The organism is Qingshengfaniella alkalisoli, from assembly GCF_007855645.1.
GTDB classification, from domain to species: domain Bacteria; phylum Pseudomonadota; class Alphaproteobacteria; order Rhodobacterales; family Rhodobacteraceae; genus Qingshengfaniella; species Qingshengfaniella alkalisoli.
Window position 1 is genome coordinate 1,523,732 of the sequence record NZ_CP042261.1, and the last position, 21,102, is coordinate 1,544,833.

Annotated in this window: 21 protein-coding genes; 8 read left to right on the forward strand and 13 right to left on the reverse strand. The window is 59.1% G+C overall.

The features are described 5' to 3' along the window. The first annotated feature begins 7 nt into the window (after window positions 1–7). A complete protein-coding gene (gene ptsP, locus FPZ52_RS07655; protein WP_146364885.1) occupies window positions 8–2,251 on the forward strand; it encodes a phosphoenolpyruvate--protein phosphotransferase in 2,244 nt (747 codons plus the stop codon). Between the two features lies 1 nt (window position 2,252). On the opposite strand, the gene FPZ52_RS07660 is transcribed toward ptsP, so the two are convergent. Further along, a complete protein-coding gene (locus FPZ52_RS07660) occupies window positions 2,253–2,741 on the reverse strand; it encodes a GNAT family N-acetyltransferase (protein ID WP_146364886.1) in 489 nt (162 codons plus the stop codon). 85 nt (window positions 2,742–2,826) lie between these two features. On the opposite strand from FPZ52_RS07660, the gene FPZ52_RS07665 reads away from it, so the two are divergent. Next, window positions 2,827–3,432 (forward strand): flavin reductase family protein, encoded by a 606-nt coding sequence (locus FPZ52_RS07665; protein WP_146364887.1) that lies wholly within the window; start codon window positions 2,827–2,829, stop codon window positions 3,430–3,432. A gap of 35 nt (window positions 3,433–3,467) precedes the next feature. Further along, a complete protein-coding gene (locus tag FPZ52_RS07670) occupies window positions 3,468–4,001 on the forward strand; it encodes an adenine phosphoribosyltransferase (RefSeq protein WP_146364888.1) in 534 nt (177 codons plus the stop codon). Here FPZ52_RS07670 and FPZ52_RS07675 read toward each other — a convergent pair. From FPZ52_RS07675 to coxB, 10 genes are all read right to left on the reverse strand, one after another. Continuing rightward, complete coding sequence (locus FPZ52_RS07675) at window positions 3,995–4,822, reverse strand: MBL fold metallo-hydrolase (protein WP_146364889.1); 828 nt, start codon at window positions 4,820–4,822, stop codon at window positions 3,995–3,997. The genes FPZ52_RS07670 and FPZ52_RS07675 overlap by 7 nt on opposite strands. A gap of 53 nt (window positions 4,823–4,875) precedes the next feature. Continuing rightward, window positions 4,876–5,460, reverse strand: coding sequence for a GNAT family N-acetyltransferase (locus tag FPZ52_RS07680; protein WP_205758619.1), 585 nt, complete (start codon window positions 5,458–5,460; stop codon window positions 4,876–4,878). Further along, window positions 5,460–6,722: a M16 family metallopeptidase gene (locus FPZ52_RS07685; RefSeq protein WP_146364891.1), complete on the reverse strand. Its 1,263-nt coding sequence runs from the start codon at window positions 6,720–6,722 to the stop codon at window positions 5,460–5,462. The genes FPZ52_RS07680 and FPZ52_RS07685 overlap by 1 nt, the downstream gene beginning before the upstream one ends. After that, window positions 6,719–8,110: a threonine synthase gene (thrC, locus tag FPZ52_RS07690; protein ID WP_146364892.1), complete on the reverse strand. Its 1,392-nt coding sequence runs from the start codon at window positions 8,108–8,110 to the stop codon at window positions 6,719–6,721. The genes FPZ52_RS07685 and thrC overlap by 4 nt, the downstream gene beginning before the upstream one ends. Beyond that, window positions 8,107–8,796, reverse strand: coding sequence for an SURF1 family protein (locus FPZ52_RS07695; RefSeq protein WP_146364893.1), 690 nt, complete (start codon window positions 8,794–8,796; stop codon window positions 8,107–8,109). The genes thrC and FPZ52_RS07695 overlap by 4 nt, the downstream gene beginning before the upstream one ends. An 83-nt stretch (window positions 8,797–8,879) precedes the next feature. After that, window positions 8,880–9,683 (reverse strand): cytochrome c oxidase subunit 3, encoded by an 804-nt coding sequence (locus FPZ52_RS07700; protein ID WP_146364894.1) that lies wholly within the window; start codon window positions 9,681–9,683, stop codon window positions 8,880–8,882. Window positions 9,684–9,700: 17 nt separating this feature from the next. Beyond that, window positions 9,701–10,276, reverse strand: a complete 576-nt coding sequence (locus tag FPZ52_RS07705; RefSeq protein WP_146364895.1) for a cytochrome c oxidase assembly protein — start codon at window positions 10,274–10,276, stop codon at window positions 9,701–9,703. Continuing rightward, entirely contained in the window at window positions 10,276–10,464 is a 189-nt protein-coding gene (locus FPZ52_RS07710; protein ID WP_146364896.1) for a hypothetical protein, read from the reverse strand. Before FPZ52_RS07710 ends, FPZ52_RS07705 begins: the two co-directional genes overlap by 1 nt. Further along, a complete protein-coding gene (cyoE, locus tag FPZ52_RS07715; RefSeq protein WP_146364897.1) occupies window positions 10,464–11,396 on the reverse strand; it encodes a heme o synthase in 933 nt (310 codons plus the stop codon). Before cyoE ends, FPZ52_RS07710 begins: the two co-directional genes overlap by 1 nt. A 45-nt stretch (window positions 11,397–11,441) precedes the next feature. Next, entirely contained in the window at window positions 11,442–12,302 is an 861-nt protein-coding gene (gene coxB / locus FPZ52_RS07720; RefSeq protein ID WP_146364898.1) for a cytochrome c oxidase subunit II, read from the reverse strand. Between the two features lie 180 nt (window positions 12,303–12,482). Between coxB and tldD the strand changes: the two genes are divergently transcribed. From tldD to FPZ52_RS07745, 5 genes are all read left to right on the forward strand, one after another. Next, entirely contained in the window at window positions 12,483–13,904 is a 1,422-nt protein-coding gene (gene tldD / locus FPZ52_RS07725) for a metalloprotease TldD (RefSeq protein WP_146364899.1), read from the forward strand. 81 nt (window positions 13,905–13,985) lie between these two features. After that, on the forward strand, window positions 13,986–15,233 hold the full coding sequence (gene dprA, locus FPZ52_RS07730; RefSeq protein ID WP_146365698.1) for a DNA-processing protein DprA: 1,248 nt from the start codon (window positions 13,986–13,988) through the stop codon (window positions 15,231–15,233). A 63-nt stretch (window positions 15,234–15,296) separates the two neighbouring features. Then, on the forward strand, window positions 15,297–17,870 hold the full coding sequence (gene topA, locus FPZ52_RS07735; protein WP_146364900.1) for a type I DNA topoisomerase: 2,574 nt from the start codon (window positions 15,297–15,299) through the stop codon (window positions 17,868–17,870). A gap of 89 nt (window positions 17,871–17,959) precedes the next feature. Beyond that, on the forward strand, window positions 17,960–18,664 hold the full coding sequence (locus FPZ52_RS07740) for a CoA transferase subunit A (RefSeq protein ID WP_146364856.1): 705 nt from the start codon (window positions 17,960–17,962) through the stop codon (window positions 18,662–18,664). Further along, complete coding sequence (locus tag FPZ52_RS07745) at window positions 18,664–19,290, forward strand: 3-oxoacid CoA-transferase subunit B (RefSeq protein ID WP_146364901.1); 627 nt, start codon at window positions 18,664–18,666, stop codon at window positions 19,288–19,290. Before FPZ52_RS07740 ends, FPZ52_RS07745 begins: the two co-directional genes overlap by 1 nt. A gap of 557 nt (window positions 19,291–19,847) precedes the next feature. Here the strand turns inward: FPZ52_RS07745 and folD are convergent. Next, window positions 19,848–20,732, reverse strand: a complete 885-nt coding sequence (folD, locus tag FPZ52_RS07750; RefSeq protein ID WP_146364902.1) for a bifunctional methylenetetrahydrofolate dehydrogenase/methenyltetrahydrofolate cyclohydrolase FolD — start codon at window positions 20,730–20,732, stop codon at window positions 19,848–19,850. Between the two features lies 1 nt (window position 20,733). Continuing rightward, the gene (locus tag FPZ52_RS07755; protein WP_146365699.1) at window positions 20,734–21,054 is read right to left on the reverse strand and encodes a chorismate mutase; all 321 of its coding nucleotides are present in this window, start codon (window positions 21,052–21,054) and stop codon (window positions 20,734–20,736) included. Between the last annotated feature and the right edge of the window lie 48 nt (window positions 21,055–21,102).

Below are 21,102 nucleotides of genomic sequence, written 5' to 3' on the forward strand. Positions count from 1 at the left end.
GGGTTGTATGGTTCAAGCCACCGAAACTGAAAGCCGTAAGCTGCTCGGTCGCCTTCGGGATGCCTTGGCGGAAGAAGGTAAAGGACAGGAACGGCTCGACCATATCACCAGGCTGATCGCCGATTCGATGCGCACGGAAGTGTGCTCGATTTACCTTTTTCGTGACGAAAAAACTCTGGAACTGTGCGCGACCGAAGGCCTGCGCGCGGAGGCTGTTCACCAAACCCGGATGCGCGTGGGTGAAGGTCTGGTCGGGCGCGTTGCCAAGAATAGCCGCCCCATCAATTCCGCGAACGCCCCGCAAGAACCCGGTTTCCGTTTCATGCCGGAAACGGGCGAAGAGGTCTATTCCTCCTTCCTGGGGGTTCCAATTCAGCGGTTGGGCCAGAAGCTGGGCGTGCTGGTCGTTCAGTCAAAGACTGCGCGGTCCTTTTCCGACGATGAAATATACGCGCTGGAAGTTGTCGCCATGGTTCTGGCGGAAATGACAGAACTCGGGGCCTTTCTCGGTGATAGTGACGCACTCGCCCCCCTTCATCAGCGTCCGGCAATGTTCCGCGGCAGCGTCGGGCAAGAAGGCAGTGCCGCTGGCCACGTCCTTTTGCATGACCCTCGCGTGGTCATCAGCCGCCCGATCGCGGACGACCCGGATGCCGAACTTGACAGGCTGCATACCGCGCTGGATCAACTGCGGTTATCGGTCGATCAACTGCTGAACGCCGAGCGCATCGGTGGCGGCGAGCAGGTGCAGGTGCTGGAAGCCTATCGCATGTTTGCCAATTCCAAGGGCTGGATGCGGCGGATGGAAGAAGACATCGCGCGCGGTCTGTCTGCCGAAGCCGCTGTTGAAAAGGAGCAGTCTTTGGCGCGCGCGCGTCTCGATCAGGTCAATGATCTGTATCTGCGCGAACGTCTGCACGATTTGAACGATCTATCCAACCGCTTGTTGCGCATCCTAACCGGTCAAGGGCGAGACACCGGAAACGACCGGCCGGACGATCCAATCCTTGTCGCTACCAATATCGGTCCCGGCGAGCTGTTGGAATACGGGCGCAGCCTGAAGGGCGTAGTACTGGAGGAAGGCTCCGTCGGATCACACGCCGCTGTCATTGCGCGGGCATGGGCCATTCCGCTGGTGGTCAACGCGAAAGGAATCGTGGCCGAAGCCTTGAATAGAGACCCGATCCTTGTCGATGGCGATCAGGGGATGGTTCATCTGCGCCCGGATGAGACGATCACGGCGGCCTTTGCTGACAAGCTGGCCATGCAGACCAAGGCGCAGGAAAGATACGCCTCGATCCGCAAACTGCCTGCGCAGACCAAATGCGGCACTGTCATCACGATGGAGATGAATGCCGGGCTGATGGCCGACCTGCCAAACCTGAGCAGCTCAGGCGCGGAAGGCGTTGGACTTTTCCGGACAGAACTGCAATTTCTCGCCCGCAACAAAGTGCCTCGTCGCGGGGATCTGGCGCAGCTCTACGCAAAAGTCATGGATGCCGCCGATGGCAAGCGTGTCGTCTTTCGCACGCTCGATATCGGGTCCGACAAGGTGCTGCCCTATATGAAGCCAACCGAAGAGCCCAACCCTGCGTTGGGCTGGCGCGCCATACGCGTAGGACTGGACAAGCCCGGTGTCATGCGAATGCAGCTGCAGGCTCTGATCCGCGCGGCTGCGGGGCGTCCATTACATGTAATGTTCCCCTTCATTGCACAACTTGATGAGTTCGTCGAAGCCCGCGATCTCTTGTTCCGGGAACTGGATCGCGAACGGCATCTCGGCCATGTGCTGCCCGCCGATGTAAAGGTGGGCGCCATGCTGGAAACTCCTTCGATGGCGTTTTCACCGAAAGCGTTTTTCGAGATGGCCGACTTCATTTCCATCGGCGGTAACGACTTGAAACAGTTCTTCTTCGCCGCTGATCGTGAAAATGAACGGGTCCGCCGCCGCTACGATACATTGAACGTCAGCTTTCTGAGCCTGATCCGAACCATCGTCGAACGCTGCGCCGAATCGGGCACCCCGCTCAGCTTCTGCGGCGAAGACGCAGGCCGCCCGATCGAAGCACTTTGTTTCGCCGCACTCGGGCTGCGCACTTTATCCATGCGCGCGGCATCTATCGGTCCGGTGAAACACCTATTACGCAACAGTGATCTGAGCGAGATCCGTGCGGTAATCGAGGAGGTCAGCGAACGCGGCGAGCAGTCCGTGCGCCCCGCGATCATGGAATGCCTTGGCAAGCAGGCCTGACTCACACGACTGCTTTTCCGACTTTTCCCGCAACCATGTCCCAAGCCCCTTCGATCAGGTCCAACCCCAGAACGCGTTCGGGGTTCGTTGGCGGGGGCATCTGCACATCGGCCAATTTAGAAAATCCGAACCGCTTGTAATACGGCGCGTCGCCGACCAACAGGACTCTTTCCCAGCCCATCACGGCCGCTCGCGCCAGGCTCTCCTGCATCAATAGCGCCCCAAGCCCTTCGCCCTGACGTGTGGGATGCACGGCAATTGGCCCCAGCAACAGGGCTTGAACCCCGGAAATCTCGATCGGCCAGTAACGGATAGCCCCCGCCACGATGTCACGACGATCACGCGCAACCAACGACAGATCCGCGACTTTCGGTACCCCGTCCCGCAGACGGTAAGAAGACAGCGCCTCGCGGCCCGGCGCGAAACACAGATCATATAGCGCCTCGACTTCCCACCAGTCGTCTTCCTGCTCCTTCGTCAGTCGAAACACCGCCCTGCCCCTGCTTTAAGCTGGCACTCGCAGTAGCATGGCGCTAGGCGTTGAAAAAGGACGAAGAAACGCATTCGGAGATTTCATGTTCTATACGCCTGCGGAGGGGCACGGACTGCCGCACAATCCATTCAACGCGATCGTGACACCGCGCCCGATCGGGTGGATATCGACACGCGATGAAGCCGGGCGCGACAATCTTGCGCCCTATTCGTTTTTCAACGCGATTGCCTACACTCCACCATTGGTCATGTTCAGCTCTACCAACGCAAAACCCGACCGGGGCGACACGAAAGACAGCGTAGCCGTGATCCGCAAGACAAGTGTATTCTGTGTCAATATCGTCGAGCACGGCATGCGCGATGCGATGAACGCGACATCGAAAAGCTTCCCGGCAGGTGTGGATGAATTTGCAGAAGCCGGCATCGACAAGGCGGCATGCGAAACGATCAACTGCGCACGTGTCGCTAAGGCCCCTGCAAATCTGGAGTGCCGTCTGGTTCAGATCATCCACTTGCCCGGTCAGTCCAACCGAATGGTGATCGGCGAGGTCGTCGGCGTGCACATACGCGACGACTGCCTCCGCGACGGGCGCTTCGATGTCACCGCATTCAACCCGCTGTCACGTCTGGGCTATCGCGACTACGCGAAAGTAAGCGAAGTTTTCGAACTCATCCGGCCCGATGACTGATAGCTTGCAGCCGTAACCGACGTAATGGATCGATCATGAGTACCGACATTAAATCCTACATTCGCACCATCCCCGATTTTCCCAAGGAAGGGATCATGTTCCGCGATGTGACAACGCTGTTCTCCGATCCACGCGGTTTCCGGATGGCCGTCGACCAGATCGTGCAGCCCTTCGCCGGACAACGGATTGATCAGGTTGTCGGGCTGGAAGCGCGGGGCTTCATTCTGGGCGGCGCGGTTGCGCATCAGCTTTCCGCTGGTTTCGTGCCTGTCCGCAAAAAGGGAAAGCTGCCGGGCAAACGCCTGTCAGAGGACTACACCCTCGAATACGGACAAGAGACTGTCGAGATCCATGAAGATGCGTTTCAGCCGGGCGAAAAGGTGCTTTTGGTTGATGATCTTCTTGCGACCGGCGGCACTGCAGAAGCGGGTATTCGGCTTATTGAACGATTAGGCGGCGATATCGTTGGCTGCGCCTTTGTGATCGATTTGCCTGATATCGGGGGACGGGCGCGCTTGGAACAGCTCGGCATGGATGTCCACTGCCTATGCGAATTCAGCGGTCACTGATCCGCTTCGGTGCTGGACAGGTATCGTGGCTCCAGCACCACCACGGTCGGGCGATCCGGCAGTGACGACAGCGAGACCTCAAGCTCGCTGCTGCCAGCCCGGACGATGGCGAACTCATCCATCATACCGGTCAGAAACGCGTCCAGCGTTCCTGTCCCGAACCAGTGCATAGGTATGATGATCGACGAACGGAACCTCTTGAGCGTCCGGATCATCGTCGGAAGGTCAACTGTATAGCCGCCATCGACAGCGGCAATAACCACATCCAGCCGTCCGATCGCCGCAAACTGCTCAGGCGTAGGTTCGTGATGTAGATGACCCAGGTGCCCAACACACAGCCCCGCCACCTCGAAGATGAAGATGGAATTGCCAGCTTCTTCTATCCCGCCATAGCCACGGATGTCAGTAGACACGTTTCTGACAAGCATCTCGCCGAGATCAACATGATGGTAGATCGGTCCGCCGTCCGCATTCCAGCCCGGCAAGATGTGCGGCACGCGCGCATCGGGCATAGAGGTCCAGTGCGATGAATGGGCGTGGTTCATCGTCACGACGGTCGGCACAAAGTCCACATCGCCCAGATAGCCGGTGTAATCCGTCACGACGCTCAGGCCGCCCGCAGTTTGCAACAGAAAGCTCGCATGGTCGATGTAGCGCAGGCGGATTGTTTCGTCCTGGACCGCATCAGTAAACGCCGCCTTATGCAGATACTCGATACCCTGCGTGTGATCCGCCAGAGCAATGCAATGGCTTGGAATACGGTCTTGCGCCAGCGCCGCGGAGGGCAGGATCAGAAGTGTAGCTAGAAGGGCTCGCAACATTCGCCATCTCCGATGTGTCACGAAGCCACTGGCCGGCTGAGGGTCGTCAGCAGTCAGCCCGTTTCGGTGCGGCCCCGCCTGTCTGATCGCAGGATGGCATACAGAACGTGATTCCGCCAACGCCCGTGAATTTGCAGGTAGCTTTGCGCAACACCTTCATACTTGAAACCGCACGCTTCCAGCACACCGCGCGAGGCAGCATTGTCGGGAAGGCAGGCTGCTTCGATGCGGCTCAGATCAAGTTTCCGGAAGGCGTGATCGGTCACTGCGCGGATCGCTTCGCGCATGAACCCTTGGCGCGCGTATCGTTCCCCGATCCAGTATCCCAGCGTACCGGACTGCGCGGGACCGCGTCGGATATTGTCAAGCGTGATGGCCCCCATCAGCGCATCGTCGTCGCGCCGGATCAGAAACAATGGCAACGCAGAGCCGCCGCTGACTGATCGCTGCGCCCAGTAGACCCGATTGTTGAACGCCCGGCGGGTCAGATGGTCGGCAGCCCATTGCGGTTCCCAGGGTTTCAGGAAAGACGCGCTTTCGCGCCGCAACTCCGACCACTGGCGATAGTCCCCATGCACCGGCGGTCGGAGTTGCATACGCTCGGATGCGAGCAACACCTGCCGTCGGCGCAGGAGCATCATGCTGCCAGACGCTCCCTGAGACTATCGAGCGATGGCGCCGTCGATACCGGGCCATAAAGCGCCATGGCGGCGGGGCTCCTGGCATTCAGCTTCCCGCCAAATTCCCGAAGGTCGGCCAACGTAACCGCGTCGATCCGCTCGACCGCCTCGTCAAGCTCCGGCACCCGATCCCAGATCGACAGCATACGGGCCAGACGTTCCGCACGCGCAGACGGGCTTTCGAGCCCCATCAGCATCCCCGCCTTCATCTGCGCGCGGGCACGTTCCAATTCTTCGGTGGTCATGCCATCTGCGGCTTTCCGAAGCTCGTCAATCGTGACTTCGGCTAGCCCCTGAAGTTGATCGCCACCCGTGCCGGCATAGATCGTCAGCATACCCGTATCAGCATATGCCCCTGCCTGCGCGAAGATCGTGTAACACAGTCCGCGCCGCTCACGCAGTTCCTGGAACAACCGCGATGACATGCCTCCACCAAGGGCGTTGGCATAGATTTGCGCGGTGTAAATTTCGGTGTCACGGTAGTTCGGGCTTTCCAGGCCAAGGGTGAAATGTGCCTGTTCCAACTGTTTCTCGCGACGGAACTCGCCACCAGAAAAACGCGCCGCGATGGGGTCCAAGAATTTCACTGGTGTCATGTGCCCGAAAATCTTCTCGGCCTCGCGCACGATCTGGTCGTGATCAACGGCACCGGCGGCGGACAAGATCATCTGCTCCGGCCCGTAGCGTTCTCCAACAAAACCCGCAAGATCATCACGACCGAAGCCGCCCACACGTTCGGCCGGGCCAAGAATCGTGCGGCCCATAGGCTGATCAGGATATGCGACTTCCTGCAACCAGTCGAAAACGATGTCGTCGGGCGTGTCGAGCGCCTGCCCGATCTCCTGAAGGATCACGCCGCGTTCGACTTCGATCTCGCGCTGGTCGAAGACGGGGTTCAGCACGATGTCGGAAATGACATCCAGAGCCAGTATCACATCGTCTTGAAGTACGCGCGCGTAGTAAGCGGTTACTTCTCGGCTGGTATAGGCATTGATATAGCCACCCACATCTTCAATCGCCTCGGCAATCTGCAATGCGTTGCGGCGCTTGGTGCCCTTGAAGGCCATGTGTTCCAGAAAATGCGCGATGCCATTCTGCTCGGGGCGCTCGTGCCGCCCGCCTGCCGAGACCCACAAACCAATGGAGGCGGATTTCAACCCCGGCATGGATTCGGTCACGATCCGCATGCCGTTGGCCAGTCGATGTATATTCACGCTCACGTCGCGATCTGCTCCTTGATCAGCGTCTCAATCGCGGTCAGGTCATTGGCGACCTGCCGCATACGTTCCGGACGCTCATACAGATCAGCCATGTGTTTTGGAAGGCCCGGACGGATACCGATGGCCGCCTCGACCGCGTCGGGAAACTTCGCGGGATGTGCAGTCGACAGGGTGATCATCGGAACGTCACCCGCCAAATGCTCCTGCGCGACCTTAACCGCGACGGCAGTGTGCGGGCACATGATCTCGCCTGTGCTCTCATACATCGCGCGGATCGTGGCCGTGGTTTCCTCTTCGGATGCGCGCCCACTGTCGAACAACTCTCGCAGGCGATCGATCGCGCCCTGGCTGATCGTAAAGCCACCCCCGGCCTGCAAGTCCTGCATCTGCTGGGCAACCGCAGCGCCATCGCGCCCATAGGCGTCAAACAGGGCGCGCTCGAAATTCGACGACACCTGGATGTCCATCGAGGGGCTGATCGACGGGGATACGCCTGCTTTGGTATAGGCCCCCGATAGCATGGTGCGGTGCAGGATATCGTTCTGGTTCGTCGCGATGACCAGCCGCTTGATGGGCAGCCCCATTCGCTTGGCGATGTAACCTGCAAAGATATCGCCGAAATTGCCGGTCGGAACGGTAAAGCTCACTTCTCGATGCGGCGCACCAAGCGCGGTCGCAGATGTGAAGTAGTAGACGACCTGCGCCAGTACCCGCGCCCAATTGATCGAGTTTACGCCCGCAAGCTTCACGCCATCACGGAACTCGAAATGGTTGAACATGTCCTTCAGGCGCGCCTGGCAATCGTCGAAATCGCCGTGCAACGCCAGGGCATGGACGTTGGCATCATCAGGGGTTGTCATCTGACGACGCTGCACCTCGGACACACGGCCATCGGGAAACAGGATAAACACGTCCACCGCATCGAGGCCACGAAACGCTTCAATCGCAGCGGACCCGGTGTCGCCACTGGTCGCCCCCACGATCGTAACACGGTCGCCACGGCGTTTCAGCGCCGCTTCGAACATCTGGCCGATCAACTGCATGGCGAAGTCTTTGAAGGCGAGGGTCGGGCCGTGGAACAGTTCCAGCAGAAAATGGTTCGCACCAAGCTGCACCATCGGCGCGCGTGCCGCATGGTCAAAACCGGCATACGCGCGCGCAATGATATCGGAAAATTCTTCATCCGTGAACGCGTCGCCAATGAACGGCTTCATCACCCGGAAAGCGACCTCCTCATAGGGCTGCCCTGCCAGCGCGGCGATATCAGCCGGCGTCATGGTCGGGATCGTCTCGGGGACATACAACCCACCATCGCGCGCGAGCCCCGTCAGCATCGCTTCTTCGAAACTCAGGACAGGCGCGGAGCCTCGGGTGGACACGTATTTCATATGCGCGGGCCTTCCGTTGTTCGTGCTCGCAATGTGTAAATCAAATAGCCGGTCATGACAGCCCACACCACGGCCAGCAAAAACCAGGTGATGGCGTATTCGAGATGGTCGTTCGGGATGCCGCTGCTGTCTACCGGCAACGGGATCAGATCGGCGTTGTCGTCATCGCTGGTGCGCAGAACAAGCAACACGGGCTCGGTACCCAGGTAATCCGAAAGCGACGGAATGTCCCGCGCAAACCAGAGGCCGGTTTCGATGTCCGGCTCCGGGGTGAAACCGTCGACCTCATCGGGCCAGTGCAGATTGCCGGCAACCGTCAAGTCAACTGGCGGGAAATCAGCTTTTTTGTCCGCGGCACGAAGGAACCCGCGATCCAGCAGGATGCGGCGTTCGTCGGTTTCGAACACCTCGATCAGGCGGAACCCCGCGCCAAGTTGCTTGTGGCTGGATTGGACCAGAACGCTCTGCCCGGTGGTACGCCCGCTTGCCTTCACGGGCAGGAAACGGTCATCCTCGGGGTCAGGCTGATCAGGGATGTCAACCGGCGCGGCACCGATGCGCGCATCGATCTCGGCCAACACGCCTTCCTTCCATTCAAGCCTATGCATCTGCCAGATGCCAAGCGACACCAATACAGTCACACCAAACGCTCCGAACAACAGCGGCAGGATCAGGCGGCGTAACAAATGGCGGGCTCCGGAACAGAAAGACGCGGCCAGATTGGCCGCGCCTGATTTATGCGATTTGCTGCGAGGGTTTCAACCGCCGATCAGCCGCCCCAGATGTAGATCGCACCGAACAGGAACAGCCAGACCACGTCTACGAAGTGCCAGTACCAAGCGGCTGCTTCGAACCCGAAATGGCGTTCCGGCGTAAAATCGCCTGCATAGGTCCGCATCAGGCAAACGAACAGGAAGATCGTACCGATAATGACGTGCGCGCCGTGGAAGCCCGTCGCCATGAAGAAGTTTGCACCGTAGATGTTGCCCGCAAATCCAAAGGCTGCGTGGCCGTACTCGTAGGCTTGGAAGAAGGTGAACAGCGCGCCCAGTGCAATCGCAAGAATCAGTCCGTGCTTGATGTCCTGACGGTTGTTATTGTCATGCACCAGCGCGTGGTGCGCCCACGTCGCTGCACAACCCGAACAGAGCAGGATCAACGTATTGATCAGCGGCAGGTGCCAAGGATCAAACGTCTCGATCCCGGTGGGAGGCCATGTCTGGTACTCGGCGGGTAATTCTGGGCCACCTGGATACAGTGCATGCTTGAAGAAAGACCAGAACCACGCCGCAAAGAACATGATCTCGGACATGATGAACAGCATGAAGCCGTAGCGAAGCCCGATCAGCACAACCGGCGTGTGATCCCCTTCGCGGTCTTCGATGATCGTATCAGCCCACCAGCCATACATGACGTAAGCGATAACCGCTGCACCGATCAGGAACAGCCACGGACCGTGGCCATGCATCCAAAGCACCGCGCCGGACAGCATGAAGAACGCCCCGACAGATGCCAGAAACGGCCACAGCGAGGGCGATAAGATGTGAAAGTCGTGGTTCTTTGCGTGAGCCATTGTTCCCTCGTTGGCTTCTAGTTCACCGACACCGTTGACTCCGTGCTCAACGCAGCCGCGGCCTCGGGCATATCGGTTTCATGGAAAGTATATGAAAGCGTGATCGTATGGACAAACTTTGCTTCGCGGCCCTCGACGATTTCCGGGTCCACGTAGAAGGTCACCGGCATCTCTACCCGCTCGCCGGGTTGAAGAACCTGCATCTTGAAACAGAAGCAATCGATCTTGGTAAAGTAGCTACCCGCCGAAAATGGGGCGACGTTGTAGCTTGCCGTCCCCGCGATCGGATGATCGGTCGGGTTGTAAGCTTCGTAAAACGCCAGACCTGTTTCACCGATCTTGAGTTCCATCTCGCGTTCAACCGGCTTGAATTCCCAGGGCATGCCACGTTCCAGCGACGCGTCGAAACGAATCTTTACGGTGTCTTGGAGGACAACGTCGGATCCGGCGTCCGCCGCCGCCGTCGTGCCACCATAGCCTGTCACACGGCAGAACAGGTTGTAAAGCGGGATCGCTGCCCAGGCCAGGCTTCCCATCACGACAATGACCCCGACGGTCATAAGGGCCGTTTTCTGTTGCTTTTGCAGCGCCACTATTGATCTCCTTCGACAGTCAGCGAAGGACGAACAGCGTGATCGAACCCTTCGCTCATGTTTCCGGAGGTGACCTTAGCAACGGTCAGTCCAAAGATGATCGCGACAAAACCGAGCAGGCAAAGCCCGACACCCAGGTTGCGCCCGAAGCGACGTCGATGCAGCTCATGTTCCTTAGGAAATTCCATCAAAACAGCTCCAGCCCGAAACGCACCAGCGCAGTGTCGAGCAGCAAGGCACTAAACAGCGCGAACAGGTAGAACAGCGAAACCCAGAAGAAGCGTTTCTCAACAGCGTATTTGTCTGCCTCGGCCATCGCCTCGTCGCGGCGCCAGATCGCCACGGCACCCTTCAGGAACCACAGGTTCACGACAATGGCGGTCGCCGCGTAGACCGGGCCGCCAATGCTGGAAAACGCCACGCCGCCAGCAACCAACGCCAGAAGCACCGTGTAGACAAGTATGTGCACCCGCGTGGACCGGCGACCATGTGTGACGGTCAGCATCGGCACGCCCGCATCGTCGTAGTCCGACTTCATGAACAAAGCCAGCGCCCAGAAATGGGGCGGCGTCCACATGAATGTCAGTGCGAACATCAGGACGCTTTCAATCGAAATCGAACCCGTTGCCGCCGCCCATCCGATCATCGGGGGGAACGCGCCCGCCGCACCGCCAATGACGATGTTCTGTGGCGTCCAACGCTTCAGCCACATCGTGTAGACGACCGCGTAGAAGAAGATAGTGAAGGCAAGAAGCCCGGCTGCCAGCCAGTTCGAGGCCAGCCCCAGCATCAGGACGGACAAGCCCGACAGTCCAAGCCCAAGCGCAAGTGCGTCATCTCGCGTCACGCGGCCGGACGGGATCGGGCGACCACGGGTCCGCTTCATCACTGCGTCGATATCCGAATCCCACCACATGTTCAGCGCACCCGACGCACCGCCGCCAAGAGCAATGAACAGCACCGAGGTGAACGCGATCATCGGGTGAACGGGGACCGGAGCCACCAACAAACCCACCAGCGCAGTAAAGACAACCAGCGACATCACGCGTGGCTTCAACAACGCGAAATAGTCGCCGAAACTGGCGTCTCCGGTCTGAACTGAAAGGCTCGTATCGGTCATGTCTTACTCCAAGGCGGCCGCTTGGGCCGCCTCATGCCAGTCCGCTCAGTTGAGCGCCAGCTTATACGTCGCGGGAATTCCCGCATATTCCTCGCGCGCACCTTCCAGCCATTGCTGGTAAGCTTCGTCGCTGACAACCTTGACGGTGATCGGCATATAAGCGTGATCCTTGCCGCACAGTTCCGAACACTGGCCGAAATACACGCCCTCTTTCTCGGCTTCGAACCAAAGTTCGGCCAGACGACCCGGAACGGCATCCTGTTTCACGCCGAAGGCAGGGACGGTCCAGGAATGGATCACGTCGGCCCCGGTGACTTGAATGACCACGGTCTTGCCCACGGGCAGAACAAGCGCATGGTCAGCCGCCAGCAGGTATTCATCGTCATTATAGCCATATTCTGCCAATTGATCACGCTGAAGCATCAGCGCATCGAAGCCGAAGCCCTCGTCGACGTATTCATAGCCCCAGTACCACTGGTAGCCTGTCGCCTTGATCGTGATGTCCGCGTCCGGGATTTCCTGTTGCTTGAACAGAATCGGCAGCGAGAACGCACCGATGAAGACGAGGATCAGGATCGGCACGATGGTCCAAGCCACCTCTAGCGGCGAGTTGTGCGTGAACTTGGCAGGGTTCGGGTTGGCCTTGCGGTTGAACCGCAGAATCACCCAAGCCAGCAATGCAACGACGAACAACACGATGACCGTAATGATGATTAGGATGAAATGGTCCAGCCATTGCAGATCGCGGGCCAATTCGGTCGCCGCTTCCTGAAAGCCCATTCCGCCTGCATGCGGTTTACCTACCACCGGCAGATCGGCCAAGGCGTCTTGAGCGTTTGCGGCCGTAGTCGCGAACAGCGTAGCGGCGGCGGATGAAAATCCAATGAACGGCAGTTTCAGTGGCATATGTGCTTCCCGTCGAATGTCGTGTCTGGGGGCTGTCACGGCTGGAATCCCGGTCCCGCAAACACTCCTCCATTGCTCTTGCGCGGTGAAAAACCATATTTGGACGGAACCGACAAGGCTACAGCGTGGTTTCCCGCGCCTTTAGCGTTGCTTTTGTAACAACACAGGATACCCGTCGACATGCCCAGCGACCGCTTCAGACCCTTTGATACCATGATTGATGAAGCCGCCGCACTGAAAACCTTGCGGGCTGCGACGAACGGAGCGGACGACGGAGAAATCTTCTTCGAACGCAACCGTTCTGAAACGCTAAGCTTCGATGACGGACGGTTGCGCAATGCGGGATACGACGCGTCCGAAGGCTTTGGCCTGCGCGCCGTGCGAGGCAAAACAACGGGTTACGCTCATTCGACAGAAATCTCCGAGGAATCGCTTAAACGCGCCGCCGACACGGTTCGTCTGGCAGTAGGCGATGGCGGCGGGGTTTTGGCCCCTGCCCCGCGGGGCAGGAATGAGAAGGTTTACAGCGACACTGATCCGCTGCTCGACGCCACTTTCGCACAGAAGGTGGATATCCTGAAACAGATCGACGCCTATGCCCGCGACCTCGACCCGCGCGTGGTCCAAGTGTCCGCAAGCCTCGGCGCATCACAGCAGGAAGTGATGATTCTGCGTCCTGATGGGTATCAGGTGTCGGACATACGCCCGATGACTCGGCTGAATGTCTCGGTGATCCTGGAGGAGAACGGACGTCGCGAAAGTGGCATGGCCGGCTCCGGCGGACGGGCGGGGCTGGTGGGATTGATCGCGACCGACCACTGGCAAAAAGCAACGCAAGAAGCGCTGCGAATCGCGAGTGTGAACCTGAAGGCCGAATCAGCCCCTGCCGGCGTAATGGATATTGTCCTTGGCCCCGGCTGGCCTGGAATCTTGCTGCATGAAGCGATCGGACACGGGCTGGAGGGCGATTTCAACCGCAAGGGATCCTCCGCTTTTGCCGGGTTGTTGGGCCAACAAGTCGCATCCAAGGGAATCACCGTGGTCGATGACGGAACGATTCCCGACCGGCGAGGATCTATCACCATAGACGACGAAGGTACGCCATCGGCGCGCAATGTCCTGATCGAAGACGGGGTTCTGGTTGGCTACATGCAGGACCGACAAAACGCCCGCCTTATGGGTGTCCCTGCGACCGGCAACGGTCGCCGCCAAAGCTTTGCGCACCCTCCTATGCCGCGTATGACCAACACTTATATGCTGGCGGGGCAAAGCGCCCCTACCGATATCCTGGCGGATCTGAAGGATGGTATCTACGCTGTGGGGTTCGGCGGCGGTCAGGTGGACATTACCAACGGCAAGTTCGTTTTCTCCTGCACCGAAGCCTATCGCGTGAAGAACGGCCAAGTCGGCAATCCGGTGAAAGGTGCCACGCTGATCGGCGACGGTCCAACCGCGCTGCAACATGTGCGCGCTATAGGCAACGACATGCAACTTGATCCGGGCATTGGCAATTGCGGTAAGGCCGGACAATGGGTGCCGGTCGGCGTCGGACAGCCGACATTGATGATTGGCGGTCTGACCGTCGGTGGAGCCGCAGCGTGAAAGTTTCGTGACAGCTGATCCGTTTACCTTGAATTAACCCAACTCGCGCACTGATGGCGTCACCCCTTGGGCGAAGCCATGATGAGAGAAGAACTGTTTTCCTCCAACTTCACACCCCTCACCCCACCAGAGACGGACGAGGACAGGTTATCGTGGCTTCGCCTTTATCGGTCCCGGAAGGTGGGTCCGGCGACATTCTTTAGATTGATGCACGAACACGGATCGGCGACCGCAGCGATTGACGCTCTGCCCGAAATCGCCAGGGCTGCACAGATCAAAGATTACAGCCCTGCTTCCGAAGTCGACATCGAGACAGAATACAACCGCGGCCAAAAAAGAGGCGCCACCCTGATCTGCTTTGGCGAACCGGATTATCCAGAAAGTCTCGCAAAGATTGACGATGCCCCACCGATCTTATGGGCCATAGGCGACAAGGGTATCCTGAGCCGCCCAATGATCTCAATGGTTGGTGCTCGCAACGCCTCGGGACTGGGAGATCGCATGGCGCGTCAACTGGCCGCGGAGCTCGGCGAAGCGGGATACATTGTCGTGTCTGGCTTGGCGCGAGGGATCGATGCCAGTGCGCATTGGGGTGCCCTACCAACGGGGACACTGGCCGTCTTGGGCGGCGGTGTGGACGTACTTTACCCGGCCGAGAATCGCGAATTGTTCGACCGCATCGGGATTTCCGGCCTGCGGCTGTCCGAACAACCTATCGGGTTAAAGCCCCACGCCCGACATTTCCCACCCCGCAACCGACTCATTTCCGGATTGGCTCAGGGGCTGGTGGTCGTTGAGGCGGCCGCCCGATCCGGCAGCTTGATCACAGCAAGGAACGCTTTGGACCAAGGGCGCGAGGTCATGGCGGTCCCGGCGCATCCCTTCGACGGGCGAGGAACAGGCTGCAACATGTTGTTGCGAGACGGAGCCCGCCTAATCAGAAACGCAGCGGATGTGATCGAAGCCCTCGGCGCGCAGGATGACCCTCCCGGCCCGGCTTATTGTCCCTTGCCTCGTACGGATTGGCGATCTCAGGCTCGCGTTGCGCTCGACAGGATCAAAAGTGGCGGCCATCCCCAGGGTCCGAGGACGACATCCACGAAACAAAAGGCACAGCGGCGTGCCTCGGCCGATGACCTCCAGAGCACGATACTTGCACGGCTAGGCCCGACTCCACTGGCCGAGGATCAACTTATCCGCGACCTGAAGCAGCCCGCGCAGATCGTCTCGCCTGTTCTGCTGGATCTTGAACTCGACGGGATGATCATTCGGCATGCGGGCGGAATGATATCGCTCGGTGAAACAGCCTATTCTAGCGACCAACATTGACATTCCCCGGTCAAGCACCCCATCTAGCCCGAAGTTTTCTTATGGGCCTTCAAGGGGATCCACATGCCGGTCGTCGTCGTAGAGTCGCCAGCTAAAGCCAAGACAATCAACAAATATCTGGGCGATGACTACACCGTTCTTGCCTCTTACGGGCATGTTCGAGACTTGCCGCCCAAGGACGGATCAGTCGATCCGGAGCATGATTTCGACATGAAATGGGAGATCGCGACCGACTCTCGCAAACATGTGAAGGCCATCGCGGATGCGCTCGCAAATGACGACAAACTGATCCTGGCGACCGACCCGGATCGCGAAGGCGAAGCCATCAGCTGGCACCTCCAGGAAGCGCTGTCAAAGCGCAAGGCGATCAAGAAATCCACCGAGGTCAGCCGGGTCGTCTTCAACGCGATTACCAAATCCGCCGTGACCGAAGCGATGAAAAACCCCCGTCAAGTCGACGCGCCGCTGGTGGAGGCGTACCTGGCCCGCCGCGCGCTGGACTATCTCGTGGGCTTCAACCTGTCGCCTGTGCTGTGGCGTAAACTGCCCGGCGCCAAATCGGCTGGACGCGTGCAATCAGTTTGCCTGCGCCTGATCGTCGAACGCGAGATGGAAATCGAAGCTTTCCGCCCACAGGAATACTGGACCGTGAAAGCCGTGCTGGAAACACCGCGCGGTCAACGCTTCGAGGCGCGGCTGACGGTTCTGGGCGGCAAGAAGCTCGACAAATTCGACATCCCGAACTCCGAAGCGGCTGAACTGGCGGTTCAAGCGGTTACGTCGCGCGACCTGTCCGTGCAGTCGGTTGAAGCAAAGCCTGCCAACCGCAACCCGTCAGCGCCCTTCATGACCTCGACATTGCAACAAGAAGCCAGCCGCAAGTTCGGCTACGGCGCGCGTCAGACAATGAGTCTTGCACAACGCCTCTACGAAGCTGGTCACATTACCTATATGCGGACTGATGGGATCGACATGGCACCCGAAGCCGTGATGGCCGCGCGGGACGAGATCAAGTCGCGCTACGGAGATGACTACGTCCCCAAGAGCCCGCGCATGTACAAGAACAAGGCCAAGAACGCACAGGAAGCGCACGAATGCATTCGCCCCACGGACATGTCGCGCGATCCGCGTTCGGTGCGCGTAACGGACGATGACCAACGTAAGCTGTATGACCTGATCTGGAAACGCACGCTGGCCAGCCAGATGTCTGCCGCTCGTCTGGAGCGCACGACAGTGGATTTAGGCAGCAACGATGGTCAGGTCGTACTGCGTGCAACCGGACAGGTCGTGCTGTTCGATGGCTTCCTGAAAGTCTACGAGGAAGGCCGCGACGACGTGGTCGTTGATGACGACGACAAGCGCCTGCCCCAGATGTCCGAAGGCGACGCGCTCAAGAAGTCCGACATTCTGCCCGAGCAGCACTTTACACAACCACCGCCCCGTTACACCGAAGCCACGCTGGTCAAACGAATGGAAGAGTTGGGCATCGGACGTCCATCCACCTACGCCTCCATCGTGACCACGATCCAGGATCGCGGCTATGTGGTGAAGGAAAAGAACCGGCTGATCCCGGAAGACAAGGGGCGGTTGGTCACGATCTTCCTGGTCAGTTACTTCCGCAAATATGTGGGTTACGACTTTACCGCCGATCTGGAAAACCAACTCGACGATGTGTCGGCCGGTGCTCGCGACTACAAGGACGTGCTTCAGAACTTCTGGCGCGACTTTGCCGCTGCAATCGCCGAAACGGCCGACCTGCGGATCGGCGAAGTGCTGGACAAGATCGACGAAGTGCTGGAGCCGCACCTGTTTCCGCCAAAGGAAGACGGCTCCAACCCGCGCTTGTGCCCGAACTGCGGCGATGGCCGGTTGTCAATGCGAACGGCGCGATCAGGTGGGGCTTTCATCGGATGTTCAAACTATCCCGAGTGCCGTTATACACGCCCCTTCGGTCCTCCGGGGATCGAAGACAGCGAAGGTGCGGGTATTCCACCGGAAGGCAAGCTGCTGGGTGAAGACGAAGGCGACAATATCTACGCGTTCAAGGGGCGCTTCGGCCCTTACGTGCAGCGAGGCGAGGTCACCGACGACAACAAGAAGCCACCGCGCCAATCAATTCCCAAGAGCTGGCCCGCCGAAGAGGTTGACCTTGAACAGGCTCTGAAGCTGCTGTCCTTGCCCCGCCAAATCGGGCCACACCCTGAAGACGGTGTGATGATTTGGTCTAATATCGGACGCTATGGCCCGTATCTGAAGCATGCCGAGAGTATCTCGTTCAAGGGCGGCACCAACGCCAACCTCGACGACATCGAGGATGTGTTCACGATCGGGATGAACCGTGCGGTTGAAGTGCTCGCCTCCAAGCCCAAGCGCGGTCGTGCCGCTGCTGCAACGCCATTAAAAGAACTGGGCGAACATCCGGACGGTGGAGCTGTCGCGGTCATGAAGGGCCGCTACGGACCCTACGTCAAATGGGAGAAGGTGAATGCGACCCTGCCCAAGGATGTCGAACCTGAAGACATCACACTGGAACAGGCGCTGGAATTGATCGCAGAGAAATCCGCCAAGAAGGGCACGAAGAAAAAGCCTGCCACCAAAAAGAAAGCGATAGCGAAGAAGAAAACCAAGGCCTCCTGATGGTCGGCGCCGATTGTTAACGCCACCACGTTGACAGCCAATGCTGCAAGCGCGAAACCTATGTCAATCGATGACACGGGAGGTCTGACATGAAGAAGATTTACCCCGATGCGAAAAGCGCCCTCGACGGGCTGCTCTTTGACGGGATGACGATTGCGGCGGGCGGCTTCGGGTTGTGTGGCATTCCGGAACTGCTGATCGCTGCAATCCGGGACGCAGGCACCAAGGATCTGACCGTGGCCTCGAACAATGCGGGCGTGGACGATTTCGGGCTTGGCATCCTTCTGCAGACGAAACAGGTCAAGAAGATGATGTCGTCCTATGTCGGCGAGAACGCGGAATTCATGCGCCAATACCTGTCGGGCGAACTGGAACTGGAGTTCAACCCCCAAGGCACATTGGCCGAACGGATGCGCGCAGGCGGTGCTGGTATCCCGGGCTTCTACACGAAGACGGGCGTCGGGACGCAAATCGCCGAAGGCAAGGAGCACAAGGATTTCGACGGCGAGACGTATATTCTCGAGCGTGGGATTGTCGCGGATATCTCGATCGTGAAGGCGTGGAAGGCGGATGACACGGGCAATCTGGTGTTCCGCAAGACCGCGCGCAACTTCAACCCGCCGGCGGCAACCTGTGGTAAGATCTGCATCTGCGAGGTCGAGGAAATTGTCCCACGCGGATCTCTGGATCCCGATCACATCCACCTGCCGGGCATCTATGTCCATCGCCTGATCGAAGGCCAGCACGAAAAGCGCATCGAGCAGCGCACGACACGCAAGCGGGAGGACAGCTGATGCCCTGGGATCGCAATCAGATGGCCGCGCGCGCGGCGGAAGAACTCGAAGACGGCATGTATGTAAACCTCGGGATCGGCATTCCGACACTTGTTGCCAACTATGTCGGCGACAAGGATATCACGCTGCAATCCGAAAACGGCATGCTGGGCATGGGGCCCTTTCCCTACGAGGGCGAGGAAGACCCCGACCTTATCAATGCAGGCAAGCAGACCATCACGGAACTCAGCCGTACCGCCTATTTCGACAACGCCCAGAGCTTTGCCATGATCCGGGGCGGCAAGATCGCCTGTGCCATCCTCGGGGCAATGGAAGTTGCGGAAAATGGTGATCTGGCCAATTGGATGATTCCCGGCAAGCTGGTCAAAGGCATGGGTGGTGCGATGGATCTGGTCGCGGGCGTGCAGCGGGTCGTCGTCGTGATGGACCATACAAACAAGCATGGCGAGTCAAAGCTGCTGAAAGAATGCACTCTGCCCCTGACAGGCGCTGGCGTCGTCGACAGGATCATCACGAATCTTGGCGTTCTCGACGTCGTCGACGGCGGGCTGAAGATCGTGGAAGTCGCCGACGGCGTATCCGAGCAGGAAATACGGGACAAAACGGAGGCCACCATCGTCCAGTAGCAGACACCCCCGTCCGCAAACGGATAGTTATACTTGTATCTCGATCCAATCAGGCGCGGGCAGGACTACACAACGTCTCGCCTGCGTGCGTAGTTCGGCTTTGTCTTGCAGGCTGCTCCGCGCGATCAGGAGCCTCGCTGCTGGGCGCATATAGTTGCTTACAAACGAGCGGCGCCCCACAATAATTGGTGCCGTAGCCTCGTCCATAGAAGATGACCTGGAACATATAGGCCCGGCTCCGAGGCGTTCCAAGATATCGGCGGCGCGCGCATTCACAAGCGAACCCGAGAAGCGAACCACACCGCCGATGCGTCGATGCAAGCGGACAACATCCAGTACAGACCGGTCAACCTTTACCACGCCACGCGACCTCGCAAGGACAAGGCAGTCAAGTTCCACCAGCATCCAGCACGGCACTACGCGCCTAATATCGCGGACAGTTGATACCGGCAGCACTCCGCACGACTCGTACAACACCAAATCTTCCAACCCTCAACGCTCCAAGCCCCTGTTCTATCGCTGGCGCGGAAAGGTTAAGAAAGTCTGAATGGAAGCGCCTACAGTCTGACGTCAGGCAAGTCATTCTGCCGACAACAAGCCGTAAGCGTGTTCGCCAGCAGACAAGCAATGGTCATGGGGCCGACACCACCCGGCACGGGCGTGATTGCTCCTGCAACTGCAGCCGCCGCTGCGTAATCTACGTCACCAACAAGGCGAGACTTGCCGTCTGTCGTCGGGATGCGGTTGATCCCCACATCGATCACGGTCGCACCCGGTTTGATCCAGTCGCCCTTGATCATCTCTGGACGCCCGACCGCCGCAACCAGAATATCGGCGCGGCGGGTCACTGCAGGCAAATCCTTGGTGCGAGAATGTGCCAGTGTTACCGTGCAGTTCTCGCCCAGCAAAAGCTGCACCATGGGTTTGCCGACGATATTCGACCGTCCGACGACGACAGCCTCAAGGCCGGACAAATCGCCCAACTGATCCTTCAGCAACATCAACGACCCCAGGGGTGTACAAGGCACCATCGACGCCTGCCCCGTGTTGAGGAGGCCGACATTAGAGACATGAAACCCGTCAACATCCTTGTCAGGGCTGATCTCCGCGATGACCAATGCTTCGTCCAGTTGGTCCGGCAGCGGCAACTGAACGAGAATACCATGCACCTTCGGGTCGCTGTTCAGGTCGCGGATCAATGTAACAAGCGTTTCTTGATCGGTCTCGGCAGGCAAACGATACTCAAAGCTCTCCATGCCCGCTTCGACCGTCTGGCGACCCTTGGAACGCACATAGACTTGGCTGGCAGGATCTTCACCGACCAGCACAACCGCCAAGCCTGGCACGACCCCATGCTCTTCGCGCAGCCTCGCGACTTCGCCACCGATCTTTTCACGAAGCCCTGCCGCGAACGCTTTCCCGTCGATCACCTTCGCCGTCATGTCAGTTTCCCTCGTTGCGCCCTGTTTGGGCCATCAATGTTTCTTCGTACCGAATGGACCAACGGATCAGCTGTTTCCAGATCTGCGTCATCAGTTCTCGGTCCACGCCCTGTGCGTCGGCGGACACCCCGACCTTCTGGAGCACATCTTCGACGCGTGCAGGGATGTCTGCGGGCAGACCTTCGCTTGGCTTCAGTTCCGCCGCCCTCGCGATACAGCGTTGCCTGAGTGCCAGTACCGCCACGAGGTCCCGGTCCAATCGGTCGATGACGTCACGCAGCTCTGCCATGGTCGCGCAGTCGCGCGGGTCGATATCCGTCATGTTGTCAGGAACATCCTTTGCTTTGACGTCCTCGTGCCTCTTGCCCCG